The sequence below is a fragment of the Burkholderia ubonensis genome, from assembly GCF_001718695.1.
Lineage (GTDB): Bacteria > Pseudomonadota > Gammaproteobacteria > Burkholderiales > Burkholderiaceae > Burkholderia > Burkholderia ubonensis_B.
In genome coordinates this window covers 400,102-415,646 of the sequence record NZ_CP013421.1, presented here as the reverse complement: position 1 = coordinate 415,646, position 15,545 = coordinate 400,102, and the positions used below count along the sequence as shown (strand labels likewise).

At 68.0% G+C, this 15,545-nt stretch carries 5 protein-coding genes and 1 pseudogene; all 6 read right to left on the bottom strand.

Annotation, left to right across the window (positions count from 1 at the left end):
* Positions 1-18: 18 nt before the first annotated feature.
* The 6 genes and pseudogenes from WJ35_RS32210 to WJ35_RS16770 all read right to left on the bottom strand — a co-directional run bounded on the left by WJ35_RS32210 (position 19) and on the right by WJ35_RS16770 (position 15,538).
* The gene (locus WJ35_RS32210; RefSeq protein WP_230459710.1) at positions 19-942 is read right to left on the bottom strand and encodes a hypothetical protein; all 924 of its coding nucleotides are present in this window, start codon (positions 940-942) and stop codon (positions 19-21) included.
* Positions 939-3,674: a condensation domain-containing protein gene (locus WJ35_RS32205; RefSeq protein WP_230459722.1), complete on the bottom strand. Its 2,736-nt coding sequence runs from the start codon at positions 3,672-3,674 to the stop codon at positions 939-941. Before WJ35_RS32205 ends, WJ35_RS32210 begins: the two co-directional genes overlap by 4 nt.
* Positions 3,671-9,469 carry a non-ribosomal peptide synthetase gene (locus tag WJ35_RS32495; protein WP_250637553.1) on the bottom strand — a complete coding sequence of 1,933 codons (5,799 nt, stop codon included), beginning with the start codon at positions 9,467-9,469 and terminating at the stop codon, positions 3,671-3,673. Before WJ35_RS32495 ends, WJ35_RS32205 begins: the two co-directional genes overlap by 4 nt.
* Positions 9,406-9,969: pseudogene (locus tag WJ35_RS32490) on the bottom strand (condensation domain-containing protein); the annotation flags it as partial. The gene WJ35_RS32495 and the pseudogene WJ35_RS32490, both read right to left, overlap by 64 nt.
* A gap of 50 nt (positions 9,970-10,019) precedes the next feature.
* Positions 10,020-13,934, bottom strand: coding sequence for a non-ribosomal peptide synthetase (locus WJ35_RS16775; protein WP_069239541.1), 3,915 nt, complete (start codon positions 13,932-13,934; stop codon positions 10,020-10,022).
* Positions 13,922-15,538, bottom strand: a complete 1,617-nt coding sequence (locus WJ35_RS16770) for an MBL fold metallo-hydrolase (protein WP_060234598.1) — start codon at positions 15,536-15,538, stop codon at positions 13,922-13,924. Before WJ35_RS16770 ends, WJ35_RS16775 begins: the two co-directional genes overlap by 13 nt.
* Between the last annotated feature and the right edge of the window lie 7 nt (positions 15,539-15,545).

Below are 15,545 nucleotides of genomic sequence, written 5' to 3'. Positions count from 1 at the left end.
GGCCCGACGCCGTAGTGGTTAGTGGTTGACCAGCTGATGCGCGAGGCCGTTGGCTCGCGCGTTCAGGTCGGCGTAGGTCATCAGCGAGCTGTCGGTGACCAGGGCCGGCGCGTCGGGCGTGCGGGCGACCTGGGCTTCGAACATCCCGACGACCGTCGGGTGGCTGGGGCCGGCCGCCGCGGTTTCGTTGAAGGCGGCCAGCATCCGCCGCTGTTCCGCCGGGATCGATTCGATGTCGCCGACCGTCTTGTCGAGGTGTTCGAATTCCTGCAGGACCGCGCCGAGGCTGCTTGCGAAGCCGTCGATGAGGAAAGGTTCGATGGCGCCTGAGTAGCGGATCTCGATTTCGCCGCGCGCGAGACTCAGGTGCAACTGCAAGTCGTCGTCCCGGCTGGTCAGTGCGTGGTGCACCCGATCGTCCACCAGCCTGACCTTCGTGAGCTGCGCGAGATCCATGTCCTTCTCGTTGCGCACGAGCGTTTCCAGCGGGAATTGGTGCTCGGCGTAGCTGTCTTCCACGATTCCGGCCACGCGCGACAGGTAGTCCTCGATGCGCTCGTCGGGACGCACGTCGATGATCAGCGGAATGGCGGCCGCACGGGCCGGCGGATGCCCGGCAAGCCCCGGCGTGCCGAGCACCGTGACCGGGACCCGGAAATACTTCCAAAGCAGGAACGCGATGCCGGCGGCCGTGACCGCGAACTCGGCGAGCTCGTCGTCGCTGATGCGATGCAGCAGGTCGAGCGACGCGGGCGTGAGCGGCACCGTGCGGGAAAGCAGGCCGCCCGGCTGCGGGCCGGGGGCGTGCGATGCGATGCGGTAGACGCCGGTGACCAGCGAAAGACGTTCGCGCCAGAAGCTCGCGGTTTGCGCATAGCGATGGTCGGTGACCAGGACGTTATTGCCTTGCACAGGAAAAACTCCTTGAGACGTGTTGTTCACGTGTTCTCCTCCACGGCGTCGTCGGCGGTGGGTTCGGGTGCGGTCTTCAGGCGAAGGCCGACCCGGACCTTCGGGCCGGCGGCGGGCGCACTGCCCGAGAGCGCGATGCGATCGACCGGCGTGCCCGGATCACGCACGAAGACGTCGAGTATCTCGAGCAGCCGATCGCGCATCGCGGCGATGGTCGCGGGGCGGAACAGGCGGGTGTTGTAGATGAACTGGATGCGGTGCCTGCCTTCGCTTTCGACGATCTGGAAGGACAGGTCGAACTTGGCCGTGGTGTCCGCCTGCGAAAGGTCCGTGATGCGAAGGCCGGGCTGCGGCGCCGGCGCCGAAACGTAGTTCGCTTGAATGTCGAAGATCGGGAAATGATTCGCCGGGGTGCGGATCTTGAGATCTTCGAGCAACAGGTCGAACGGATAGGACGCGTGCTCCAGGGCTTGCGCGGAGGTTTTCGCCACGGCGTCGATCACCTCCTCGACGGTCGCGGATTTCCGCAGCGGGACACGGAGCACGACGGTGTTGAGGAACACGCCGATCTGCGATTCGAGCTGCTCGCTGTCGCGCCCGGCCGACACGCTGCCGATGACGATGTCCTCACGCCCCGTATAGCGGTGCAGCAGCACGCAGAACGACGACAGGATCACCGCGTAGAGCGACGTATGGTGCGCGCGGGCCAGCTTCGCGAGTTCCGCCGCGTGCAGGTCCGGCAGTTCCACGTCGAGCGTCTGCCCGGCGTGGCTCAGCCGCTCGGGGCGCGGGTAGTCCGGCGCCAGTTGCAGGCGGGGCAGCGGCGGCGCCAGTTGCTCGAGCCAGTACGCACGATGCGCGGCGGCGCGAGAATCGTCCAGGCAGGCGTTGTGCCACGCGGCGTAGTCGCGGTACTGGATGGCAAGCGGCGGCAGGTCGCGTCCCGCGTAAAGCGCATGCAGATCGTCGGTCAGCACGCGGATCGACCACGCATCCGATATCACGTGGTGCATGTTCAGCAACAGCAGATGCTTGTGCGGCGAGAGCCGGACCAGCTTGACGCGAAACAGCGGCCCAGACGCGAGATCGAAGGGCTGCTCGCTTTCCGCGCGGATCAGCGCATCGATCGCTTGCGGCCCGGCATCTTCCGCGAGCTCCGTCTGCTCGACCCGGAATCCGGACGCTTCGCGGCTGAGGATGCGTTGCCGCAGCTCGCCTTCGATCATCGCAAACACGGTGCGCAGGCTTTCGTGGCGATCGACCAGCGCGTCGAACGCATGGACGAGACGCGCCGTATCGACGGCGCCGTCCAGTTGCAGCGCACCCGCCATGTTGTACGTGGACGGGTCCGCGCTGCGGCTCGCGAGCCAGATCCGCTTCTGCGCGCGAGACACCGCGTACGACGATTGCGCAGGGAGCGCCGGAATGATTTCCTCCGCGCCGGCGGTGGCGGTGGAAACCAGCATCTTCGCCAGCTCGCGCGGCGTCGGCGCATGGAAAACATCGGCGACCGCGACGTTCAGCTTCAGTTCGCGCCGGATCCGGCTGACCATCTGGATCGCCTTGAGGCTCTGGCCGCCGTGCTCGAAGAAGTTGTCGTCGACACCGTTCGGCTGGCGGCCGAGCACCTCGGCGAAGATGCGCAGCAGCGCCGCTTCGGTAGGCGTGCGCGGTTCGGCCGGCACGCCGTCGGGCGCGGACGCGGCATCCGGGAGCGGCAGCGCGGCGCGGTTGATCTTGCCGTTCGGCGTGACGGGAAGCGCCGGCAGCAGCATCACGGTGTCGGGCACCATATGGGCCGGCAGTTTGTCGCGCAGTGCCTGGCGCACGCGCGCGGGCGTCCAGCCGGTTCCCGACGCGTAGGCGCACAGGGTAGTTTCGGAATCCGCAGCGTCGCGGGCGACCACGACGGCGTTGGAGATGCCTTCGAGATCGGTCAGCGCGGCTTCGATTTCGCCCAGCTCGATGCGATAGCCGCGAACCTTGACCTGGAAGTCGCGGCGTCCGAAGAAGTGAAGGTTGCCGTCGGGCCCGAAGCAGCCGATATCGCCGGTGTGATAAAGGCGCGCACCCGGTTCCGGATTGAACGGATCGTCGCGGAACACCGCGCGGGTGCGCGTTTCGTCGAACAGGTAGCCGCGCCCGACGCCGGCCCCCCCGATGCAGATCTCGCCCTTGACGCCGATCGGGCAGAGATTCATGTCGGCGTCCACGACGTAGAGGCGCAGGTTCTCGATGGGTTTGCCGATCGGAATCGCGGGCAGGTCCGGCGCGCACGCCATGCTGTAATGCGCGACGGAGTCCGAAGCTTCGGTCGGCCCGTAGGCGTTGATGAGCCGGACCGCCGGATTAAGGCGGAACCAGGTGCGCACGGAGGCCGGCTGCAGGGTTTCGCCGATGGTCAGCAGCGTGTCGAGGTGCGGGAACGCCGGCGACGCGTGCCGTTCCAGCTCGACGAGAAAGGTCGCCAGATAGGACGGGACGAATTGCATCGCCGTGATGCGGTCGCGGTGCAGGCTGTCGATCAGCAGCGCGGGCTCGAGGATCACGGCATCGGGATAAATCACCGTCGTGCCGCCCGACACCAGCGCCGCGAAGCATTGCCAGACCGAAATATCGGAGCAGTGCGAAGCGGTCTGGGCGACCGCGCTGTGCGCGCCGAGCCCGACCCTGCGCGCCATCGCGAGCACGTGGTTGAGCATGCCGCGATGCTCGACCATCGCGCCCTTGGGCTGGCCGGTCGAGCCCGACGTGAAGATCACGTAGGCGAGGTCCGCGGGCCGGCGCGCGGCGTGCGCGGCGGCGCGTCGCCGTCGCCGTCGCGGTGCGCGGCATGCGCGGGGTCGACGAGCGGCACCGACGCGAGCGCGACCGGCGGCCGACGGTCGGCGCCGACGATGATCGAAGGGCGCGCCAGCGTCAGGATCGCCTCGACCCGCCGGGCCGGATAGGCCGGATCGACGGGGACGTACGCCGCGCCGCACTTCCAGATCGCCAGGATCGTTTCCAGCATCAGGTGCGAGCGCGGCATCCATACGGCGATCCGGTCGTCCGGCTGAATCGGCGCGGCCTGCAGCAGATGCCGGGCGATCCGGTCGGCGCCTTCGACGAGGTCCCGATAGGTGCGCACCACCGTGCCGCAGCGGACCGCGATGCGCTCGGGGTGCGCGGCGGCGGCGGCCTCGATCAGCTCGGGCAGCGTGCGGTCTGACGGGACCGGCGCGAAGGTATCGTTCCAGTCCAGCAGGATCTCGTCCCGCTCGGCCGTGGTGAGGAGCGGAACGCCGCCGTTCGGGCGATCCTCGTCGGAGGCCAGACCGACGAGCAGGGTTTCGACGTGGCGCAGCAGGCGGACGACCGTTTCGCGGTCGAAGCGGCCATCGTCGTACAGCACCTGCAACGACAGGCGCTTGCCCGGCGTCACGACCAGCGTCAGCGGGTAATTGTTCGGATCGGACACGTGGAATGCGCCGATGCGCAGACCGGGAAGCGCATCGGCCAGCGCTTCCTCGACCGGATAGTTCTGGAAGATGAGCAGGCTTTCGAAGAGCGGCACGCCGGGCGGCAGGCCGGCGAATTTCTGGATATCGGCGAGCGGATAGTGCGCGTAGTCCTCCTGCTGCGCGAGATCCATCTGCAATTGCGCCAGCCACGCGGCCGTCGGGCGCTTGTCGATGCGGACCCGCACCGGCAGCGTGTTGATGAACAGCCCGACCATCTCGTCCGATTCCGGCAGCGACGCCGGGCGGCCGGAAACGATCGTGCCGAACACGACATCCGCTTCGCCGCTATAGCGACCCAGCAACTGCGCCCACGCGCCCTGGGCGAGCGTGTTGAGCGTGATGCGGCTGGCTTGCGCGAACGCGACGAGCCGCTGCGTGTCGTGCTCGGACAGCAGAAGCTGCTCTTCCAGATAGGCGCCCGGCGCGGCCGTTCCGTCGAGTTCGGGGCGTCCGAGCACGAGCGGCGTCGTCGTCGGGAAATCCTCGAGCTTCGTCTTCCAGAAGCGCTCCGCGGCCCCGGCGTCCTGGCGCTCCAGCCAGCGCACGTAATCGCGGAAGGCCGGCGGCGCGGGCCGCTGCGCTGCGGCGTCGGCCGGCAGGGCCTGATAGGCGGCGGCCACTTCGCTCAGCAGCCGGGCGGAACTCCACCCGTCGAGCAGGATGTGGTGATGGCTCCAATAGAAGCGCCATGCCTGCGGGCCCACGCGGAACAGCCCCACGCGCATCAGCGGCGCGCGGGTAAAGTCGAAGCCGCGCGCCCGGTCTTGCGTCAGGCAGGCGTCCCAACGCCGTTCCGCGTCCTCGGCGGAAGCCGCGCTCAGATCCTCGTCATGCCAGGGCAGGTCGATACGGCGATGCACGACCTGCACGGGGCTTTCGAGTTCTTCCCAGTGAAACGAGGTTCGCAGGATGTCGTGCCGGTGCATCACCGCATCCCACGCGCGGCGGAACCGTTCGACGTCGAGTGCGCCGTCGATGCGGAAATCGAGGCTGCTGAAATACGCATCCGACGCCGGTTCGTACAGGCCGTGGAACAGCATCCCCTGCTGGGTCGGCGTCAGCGCGTAGACGGCGTCGATCTCGTCCGGGATGATCGAGGCCAGCGCTTGCGGCAGACCCGAAGCGGACTGCTCGACATGATCGACATGATCGACGACGAGGGATTCGAGCGCCGCGATATAGGCCTGCGCGACGCGCCGGATGCTGTCCGTTTCGTGGCAGGCCCGGCTGAACTCCCACGCAACGTGCAGACGGTTGCCGGTCACGTACGCGTTGATGTCGAGCAGATGCTCGCGCTGCTGGTTCGCATTGCGGCCGTCTCCGCTCGGCTCAACGGCCTGCTTCCAGTCGCGTGCGGCGGTCAGCACCTGGTCGATTTGACCCAGGTAGTTGAACAGCAGCCGGGGCTGCGGAGCGGGGCCGTCGAGCCGGTCTTGCAGCAGACCGTAGCTGATGCCCGCGGCCGGCACGGCGCGCAGCTGCGCCTTGACCGATGCAACGAGGCGCGCCGGATCGTGCGGGCCCGCATCGACCTTCAGCAGGACCGGGAAGAGGGACGTAAACCAGCCCACCGTGCGCGAGACGTCGAGGTCCGCGACGTGTTCCTCGCGCCCGTGCGCTTCGAGATCCAGCAGGACGTCGGCGCATCCGCTCCAGTCGCTGACCACGCGCGCGAGCGCGGCCAGCAGCAAGTCATTGATCTGGGCGTCGTAGGCGCGCGGCGCGGCGGCCAGCAAGGCCGCGGTCGCGGATTCGCCCAGCTCGACCACGATCGTTTCGGCGGACGACACGGTATTGGCGTCGGCCGATGCGGCGCGATCGATCGGCAGATCGGGAGGCGTCGAACGAGCGAGGGCCTGCCAATATGCGAGATCGGCGTCGGCGGCGCCGGAGCCGGCCCAGTTCGACAGGGCCCGGGTCCATGCGGTCCACGACGCGCCGCTGCCCGCGAATTCGGGGGCTTTGCCGCTGCGCAGGCGGGTATAGGCGTCGTACACGGTTTCGAGCAGCGCGCCCCATGACACGCCGTCGATCACCAGGTGATGGGCGACCAGCAGCAGACGCAGCGAGCTTCCTTCGTCGACGCGGAACAGGTCCGCGCGCAAGACGGGGCCGTCCGACAGATTCAGGCTCGCATGAGATTGCGCGACATGCTGCGCGAGCTGATCGGCGCGGATGTCGAGCACGCCGACGGGGATCTCCGGATCGTCGACGACTTCCTGAATCCAGCCGGACGCGCCCGCGCGAAAGCGCAGCCGAAGCGCGTCATGCCATTTCGCCGCGTGCCGGAGCGCCTGGCGCAGCGCGACCGGATCGAGGTCCGGCGGAACCTCGAGCAGCACCGCCTGGTTGTACTGATCCTGATCGTCCTTGCGCTGCGAAAAGAAGCGCTTCTGGATCGGCGTCAGCGGCAGCGGGCCGGACGACGCGACGAACTCCGCCGCCTGGGCTTCGCCGCGAGTGGCCACGGCGGCGAGCTCGGCGACCGTCGGATGCTGGAAGATGAGCCGGGTGGTGATCTTCAGGCCCGCCTTGGCGGCCAGCGCCACGATCCGCATGCTGAGAATCGAATCGCCGCCCAGCGCGAAAATATTGTCGTGGATGCCGGGCGACGGAATGCCCAGCGCTTCGCCCCAGATGCGGCACAGCAGCGTCTCGGTGGGCGTGCGCGGCAGCGCGGGCGCCTGAGCCGCGGCCGACAGCCGCGACCGGTCCAGCGGCGGCAAGGCCTTGCGGTCGATCTTGCCGTTGCCGCTCAACGGCAGCGCGTCGAGCACCACGTAGATGCCCGGCACCATGTAGGCGGGCAGCGTGGCGGACAACGCGGCGGCGATCTCGGCGTCGCTCAGCGACGCGCCGTCGCGGAACGCGACATACGCGCACAGGGCGGCGCGGCCGGCCTCGTCGCGATAATCGAGCGCGGCCGCCTGGCGGATTTCCGGAATGGCGGCCAGCGCGTTGTCGATCTCCCCGAGCTCGATGCGGTAGCCGCGAATCTTCAACTGGTGGTCCTTGCGACCGTGAAGCACGAGCGTCCCGTCGGGGAGATAGCAGCCGATGTCGCGGGTGCGGTACATGCGGACGCCGCGGGTCGGATGGAACGGGTCCTCGACGAAGGCTTCCCGCGTGCCGGCCTCGTTGTTGAGATAGCCGCGGCCGACCGCGACGCCGGACACGCAAAGCTCGCCGGGAATCCCGATCGGGCACAGGTTCATCTGCGGGTCGACGACATAGATGCGCACGTTGCGGATCGGCTTGCCGACCGGCACGTAGGGCGTGTTCGGCGCGTGCGCCATGCGGTGCTGCGCGACATCGTCGGACGCTTCCGCCGGGCCATACGCGTTCACCACCGCGATGTCCGGGAACACGTCGAACCACTGCTTCACCAGGGTCGGGCTGACCATCTCGCCGGTGACGAGCAGGTGCCGCAGGTGCCGCATCAGCGCCGGCCGTTCCGACGCGCGGTCGAGCAGCGCGGACAGATAGGACGGCACCAGTTCGAGGATGCTGATTTGGGCGGATTCCAGGTACTCGAGGAAACACGCGGGATCGCGAATCCGTTCGTCGTCGACGATCACGGTCTTGCCGCCGACGAGCGGCGCCGCGAAAAATTGCCAGACCGAAATATCGAAGCAATGCGGTGCGGTTTGCGCGATCACCGACGACGCCGAGATCGAAAACTCGTCGATCTCGGCGAGCATGTGATTCAGCATGCCGGCGTGCTCGACCATCGCCCCCTTGGGCTTGCCGGTGGAGCCGGACGTGTAGATCACGTACGCGAGGCTGTCGGGCGACACGGGGCGGCCGGGGTTGGTGTCGTCGACGACATCGGTGGCGGCGTCGAGCGACACGACCGGTGCGAGCGCGGCCAGCTCGGGGGGCAGGAGGCCGTCGCAGGTCATGACGAGGTCGGCGCCGGAATCCTCGAGAATGGTGCGGATGCGGGCCGCCGGAAAGTTGGGATCGATCGGGATATAGGCGGCGCCGCACTTCCAGACGGCGTAGATCGCTTCCATCAGGCGCTCAGACCGGTGCATGCAGATCGCGACCAGCGCGTCCGGCTTCAGCTCGACGGCGGCCAGCAGGCGGTGGGCGGTGCGGTTCGCGCGGGCATTCAGCTCGCCCGCGCTCAGGACGACATCCCGGTACTCGACCGCCGGCCGTTCGGGGTGGTCCGCGGCGGCCTGCTCCAGGCGATGCACGACGGTGAGCTCGGCGTCGAACGGCACGGCGGTGTCGTTGAAGGTGTCCAGCAACTGACGACGCTCGGCCTCGGGGAGAATCGGCACGCGTCCGAGCAGCTGGTTCGGATCGGCCGTGAACGCGTCGAGCGTCGCGGCCACGTGGCCCAGCATCCGCTGCATCGCGTCTTCATCGAAGCGCCGCGGGTCGAACGACAGTTCCATCTTCCAGTCGTCGCGCGCCGTCACGACGAATTCGAGCGGGATGTCGGCGCGGTTGTAGAGCTGCACCTCGTCGACCGCCAGGCCGTGCGCGCCATGCGTCAGCGACTCGTCCAGCGGGTAATTCATGAACGTGATGTTGCTTTCGAACAGCGGCGTCGTCAGCGGGACTTCGCTGCAGCGCTGGATGTCGGGCAACGGGGTGTGCTCGAACGGCGCGCGTGCGGCCACGCGCGCCTGGATCATCTTCAGCCAGGGCGCGAGCGGCTGCCTCGGGTCGACCCGCACCCGCACCGGAACCGTATTGATGAACAGGCCGAGCATGGTTTCGATCCCGGGCAGGCCGGCGCCCCGTCCGGAGACGACGGCGCCGAACACCACGTCGGTTTCCCCGCTGTAGCGCGACAGCACGAGCGCCCAGGCCGCTTGCGCGAGGGTGTTGAGGGTGACGTGATGCCGGGCCGCGAATTGCCGCAGGCGCGCGCTGAGGTCGGCCGACAGGTCGGCCTGGACTTGCGCGAGGCCCTCGCCGAAGCGCTCGCCCGCTTTTGCGCGCGCGCCGCCGTGGGCAGCGGGGTCGGCGTGCGGAAGCCTTCGAGATAACGCGTCCAGTATTGCTGCGCGGCTTGCGGTTCGTGCTGTTGCAGCCACTGGATGTAGTCGCGATAGGGGCGCACCGGCGGGAGCGCCGGCGGCAGGCCGCGCGTGAGCGCGCCGTAGACCTGGAAGATTTCCTCGATCACGAGCGACAGGCACCAGCCATCGGCAAGGATGTGATGGTGGCTCCAGCTGAACAGGTACGCGTCCTCGGCGACGCGCACCAGGCGGCAGCGCACGAGAGGCGCGCGATCGAGCGCGAAGCCCTCGGCCAGATCGCTTTCGAGATGCGCGCTCCACCGCGCGCGCTGCTGGTCTTCCGGCAGGTCGCGCCAGTCGTCCTGCACCCACGGCAGCGTGGCGTGCGCGTGCACGACCTGCATCGGCTTGTCGAACTCCTCCCAATGGAACGACGTGCGCATCACCGGATGCCGATCGACGAGCTGCTGCCATGCGGCATGAAACAGCGCGGGATCGAGGCTGCCGGCGATCCGGCAACTGAGCTGGTTGAAGCTGCTTCTCGCGCCGGGCGAGTGCACGGCATGAAAGAGCATCGCCTCCTGCATCGGGGAGAGCTCGTAGATATCGGCAATGGTGGCGGATGTCACGATTTGATCCTTGAGACGAGGGCGTCCAGCGCTTCCTGGCTGATGCGCGCAGCCGGAAAGTCCGACGGGCTCAGCCCCGGCTGGCCGTCGCCGCTGGCCGCGACGATCGACAGCAGACGGCTGCGGTAGCACTGCGTCAGCCGCTCGATGACGCCCGGTGCGCAGCCTTCGCGGTTGTAGTGCCAGGTGAGGCGCAGGCGTCCGTCGAACACCACCCCGTCGATCTCGAAGAGATGGCCGCGACGCGCGCGCGGACTGTGCTCGGGGCTCTGGAAGTCGAGCACCGGCTTCCAGCCGGTGTCGTCGGCCAGCACGCGGTCGATCTGGCCGAGATAGTTGAAGCGCACCGGCGCCGGCGGCTGCCGTTCCAGCGCCGCCGCGATGCGGGCGTCCTTGCCGAGGTAGCGTGCGATGCCGTAGCCGAGCCCGCGCATCGGCACCGCGCGCAACTGCTCCTTGACGTTGCGCAGCGCGTCGGCCGCCACGGCCGCGTCGCCGGCGTTCAGGAACACCGGATAGTGCGACGTGAACCAGCCGATGGTGCGTGACGTATCGACGCCGTCGAAGATGTCCTCGCGGCCATGGCCTTCGAGATCGACGGCCAGCGACGCGTTGCCGGTCCAGTCGCCGAACGCGAGCAGCAAGGCCGTCAGCAGGACTTCGTTGATCTGCGTATTGAACGCGCGCGGCACGTCCTGCAGCAGCGCTTGCGTCTGCTGCGCGTCGAACTCGACGACCGTCGACCCGGCTTCGGCGACGGTGCCGACCGGCATGTCGTCGAAGCACGCCTGCGCTTCGGCGTTGCCCTGGAGCCAATAGTCCAGGCCGTCGAGCCTGGCCGCGCCGAGTTCGGCCAGACGGTTCGCCCAGTCGCGCCATGCGGTCGTTCGGGCCGGCAGCCGCACCGCTTCGCCCGCTTCGAGCTGGCGGCACGCGGTGTACAGGTCTTCGAACAGGATGCGCCACGAGACGCCGTCGATCACCAGATGATGCGCGACCACGAGCAGGCGCTGCGGCGCGTCCGGACCGAACTGGAACAGGTGGGCGCGCAGCAGCGGCGCCTCGGACAACGCGAAGCTCTCCTGCATGCGGGTGGCGGTCGCGAGCATCGCGGCTTGGCCGCCGGCGGGCGCCTCGCCGGCCAGCGACGTGACGCCGAGCGGAATCGCCAGCGGCGGCGCCGCGTGCGATTGCTGCCATGCGCCGGCCACGCGCTCGAAGCTCAGCCGCAGCGCGTCGTGATGCGTCGCGACGGCCGACAGCGCCTGCTCGATCACGTCCGGCCGCAGCGACGCGGGCACCTCGATCATCGTCGACTGGTTGTAGTGGTGCGGGTCCGCGACGTCTTGCGCGAAGAACCAATGCTGGATCGGCGTCAGCGGGGCGGGTCCGACCACCGGCTCCTGCGGGATCGTCATCGACGGCGCATCCACGGCAACCCGGGCGAGCTCGGCGATGGTCGGATGGGCGAAGAACTGGTCGGCGGTGAACTTGAGGCCGACTTGCTGCGCGAGCGACATCACCTGGATGAGCAGGATCGAGTCGCCGCCCAGTTCGAAGAAGTTGTCGCGAATGCCGATCTGCTCGCGGCCCAGCACCTCGCACCAGATCTTGCCGAGGCGCGCCTCGACATCGTTGGTCGGCGCACTGTACACGGTTTCGCTCGGGGCCGGCGCCAGTTCCAGCGCGGCGAGCGCCTTGCGGTCGGGCTTGCCGTTGGGCGTCAGCGGCATGCGTTCGAGCGTCACGATCGACGCCGGCACCATGAACTCGGGCAGGCGTGCCTGCAGGTGTTCGCGCAGGCTGGCGACGCTGGCCGTCGCCGTCTCCACACAGGCCACCAGATGCTTGTGCTTCGACGCATCTTCGCGCACGAACACGAGCGCGTCGGCGACGCCGGCGTGCTGCCGGAGCGCCGCTTCGATTTCCCCCGTCTCGATCCGATAGCCGCGAATCTTCACCTGCGTGTCGCGGCGCCCGGTGATTTCCAGATTGCCGTCCGGCAGCCAGACGCCGAGGTCGCCGGTGCGGTAGAGGCGCTCGCCCGGCTCGAACGGGTGGGCGACGAAAGCGGCGGCGGTCAGGTCGTCGCGGCCGACGTAACCGCGAGCGAGTGCGATGCCGGACACGCAGATCTCGCCCGTGCAGCCCTCCGGCGCCAGGACTCCGTGCTCGTCGAGCAGGTACAGGTGCGCATTGCGGATCGGGCGGCCGACCGGCAGACGGGCGCCGTAGGCGGTTGCGGCGTCGACCACGTAGTCGGTGATGCAGACGGTCGCCTCGGTGGGGCCATAGGAGTTATGGCACGAGCGTGTCCGGGCCAGCTTGCAGAGATCCGCCACGCGGGCGTTGTCGCCCGCGCTGATCACCCGTTTCACGTCGCCGAGCGCATCCCAGTCGAGCGCGGCGAGATAGGCCGGCGTCGCGTTGATGGTGGTGACGCCCTGCTGCGCGATGTATTCGACGAAACGCGGCGCGTCCCGGATCACCGATGTTTTCGCCAGCACGAGGCGCGCGCCCGCGAGCAGCGTGACGAAAATCTCCATGATCGAGCCGTCGAAGCCCGGGGAGTAGAACTGCACGAAGCGGTCGTCGGCATCGAAGCCGAACGCGTCCACATGGTACTGCGCCATGTTCAGCAGGCCCGCGTGCTCGAGCACGACGCCCTTCGGCGCGCCCGTGGAGCCGGACGTGTAGATGATGTACGCCGCGTCGTCCGGCCGGACCTCGACCTGCGCCGACGCGGATGCGGGCTCCAGCGTGTCGAGCTGGAAGTCGAGGGCGAACATCGGGATCGCCCAGAAATCGGCGAGCAGCGGCAGGTGCTCCGAGTGCGTCAGCAGCGCCTTGACTTTCGCGTCCTCGATCATGAAGCGCAGGCGCTCCTGCGGAAACTCCGGGTCGAGCGGCAGATACACCGCGCCGGCCTTGAGCGCGCCGAGCATGCCGACGATCCAGCGCTCGGAACGGTCGGCCACCACGCCCACGACGTCGCCGCGTTCGATCGCGTATTCCGCGAGCAGGAAGCTCGCGAGCCGGGACGACTGGTCGTCCAGTTCGGCATAGGTCAGCGAAGCTTCGGCGGTCGCGATGGCGATGCTGTCCGGCGCGGACGCCGCCCGCTGCGCGAACTGCTCCAGGAAGGTGCCCTGCACCGCAACGGGCTCGGCTTGCGCGCGAAGGCGCGCGCGTTCTTCGTCGTCGAGCAGCGAGACCGTGTCGAGCGGCGCGTCCAGCGCGTCGAAGCCGGCCACGACGTTGCGCAGGTGCCGCGCGACATGCTGCAGATAGTGCAGCGTGAAGACCGTCGGCCGGCCCGTCAGCACGATCTCGTAGCGCGCGCGATGCCGGATCTCGATCGACAGGTCGTAGTCCGCCGACGCCCAGGCTTCGTGAAGCCCGTCGAAGCGCACGGCCACGTTGGTCGCGCGGGTTTCGCCATGCAGCTTGTGCGCGAGGGCGGCAATCGGAAAGTCCTGGTACGAGTAGCTGCGCTGCACCGTGTCGCGAACCTGGTTCAGGTACTCGCGAACCGTTGCGCCGGGCCGGGCGGCGTCGATGAGCGGGACGGGGCCGGCGGGGCCGGCCGCGGATTCGGCGATCAGGCGCGGCGAATCCACGAACAGCCCGGCCGTGGCGTCGTAGCGCCCGAGGACACGGAACAGGGCCGCCAGCAGCACGACGAACGCGCCCAGCTCGTTGCCGGCGGCGAGCTTCTCCAGCACCCGCGCCGCGTCGCCGTCGAGCTCGAACGCATGCACCGGCACGGGGCCGAGCGGCAGCGCATACGCTTGCCACGCCTGCTGAAGACGGAAGTCTTCGTCGATGCGACCGAGCGCGTCGTTCCAGAACGCCAGATGTTCCTGGTATTGGCCGCTGGTCGAGAGCGTGTTCAGATTCAGTTCTGACAAAGCACGATCTCCTTCGTCGCGTACAGCACTTCGGAAGCGATGCCCTTGGCCTTGCAGTGCGCGACAAACTGGGTGGACTGGATGTGGCTCGGCGAGTTTTCGTCGAAGGTGTTGTCGAGCAGGTGGTTCAGCCACGGCTCCTGACCCATCGCATAGACATACGCCGCGTTGAACGCGAAGCCATCCACCAGCGCGGCGGCCTCGTCGATCTTGCAGCCGCGCGCGCGGCGCGACTGGTCGATGTCGCGCGGCAGCGCCTTGGGAAACAGCGGGCCATACACCCACGACGGCGGCGCGCCCTCGGTTTCCATCCCGACGAACAGGGTGTCCGGCTTGCCGGCGAGGCGGAAGACGTGCTCGTAGAGGACGGGGTCCAGGTTGCACGAATCGGCGATGCTCAGCACCGAACGATTGCCGAAGCGGATCATGAAGGACTGCTTGCTCTGGATCGCCAGGTCGTTGTGCTCGCCGAGGAACGGAATCGCGGTGATGGCCCCGTTGGGCAGCTTGATTTCCTGCGCATCCCGGACTTCGAGCACGTCGTCGAAGCCGAGCTTTCGTAACGCCAGTTCCAGCGACGGGTCTTGCGGGAAACCGTCGAAATTCCGGCCCACCACCACGGTCTTGATCTTGTGGCGAAGCTGCAGCAGCGTTTCGAGGACGATGTGATCGTGATGGCTGTGCGTGAGCAGCACGTAGTCGATCTGGTCCGGCAGGTCGGCGAAGGTATAGCGCGGCAGGCGGGTGTCGTAGCCGTAGCTGATCAGCGGATCGAGCAGGATGCTCACGCCCCGGCTCTGGATCAGCAGGCAGGCGTGACCGAAATAGCGGATGCGGATATCGTCGCCGTCGAACGAGCGATCCGGTTTCGGCTCCGGCGCCTCCTCGACGAAGAACGAGCGGAACAGCGGCTCGTCCTTCTCCTCCACGCGCATCAGGTCGACGATTTTCGCGTAGCTGCCGGGCGTGTCGCGCATGCGGAACAGCGTGTCGAGCGCGGGCTCGTCGAAGGCCATGTTGCGGAACAGCGTGCGCTCGTCCTTGAGCCGGGGCGTGCTGAGAATGAACGGCCGGGGCGTGTTCTCGTCGATCGCCGACAGCGCGATGCTCTGCGCGTCGCGCGCATAGAACGGGCTGGCGTACAGCAGGCTCTCGAAGACCCGGAAGGACGGGTTGTGATTCAGGTCGTAATAGATCTCGACATAGCCTTTCAGCACCTCCGGAATCTCGGCGTAGATCGGGTCCGAGGCCATCCCCTTCGCCTGTTCCAGCAGCAGCGTGGAGAACGCCTTGTAAGCCTTCGCCAGTTCCAGTTGCAGCGTGGCGCGCGCGGTGGTCTGCGCGATCAGCGCGCGGATTTCGTCGACGCGCTGGCCGCCCAGGTCGATGAACGGGCCGCCGCGCATCGCCGGGTCGTTGCATGCGGCCACATGCATCATCGGGGATGCGGCGTAGGACTTCATGATCGGCAGGAACCGCTCGGCCACGTTGAGCGCGGCGGTCAACGGCGGAAGCGTGTGAAACCACGCGTACCAGCCGTTGATCAGCGGTTCGAACTGGATGTTTTGCCGCAGGTAGACTTGCGTGCTGGACGAGATATTCAACGAGTTC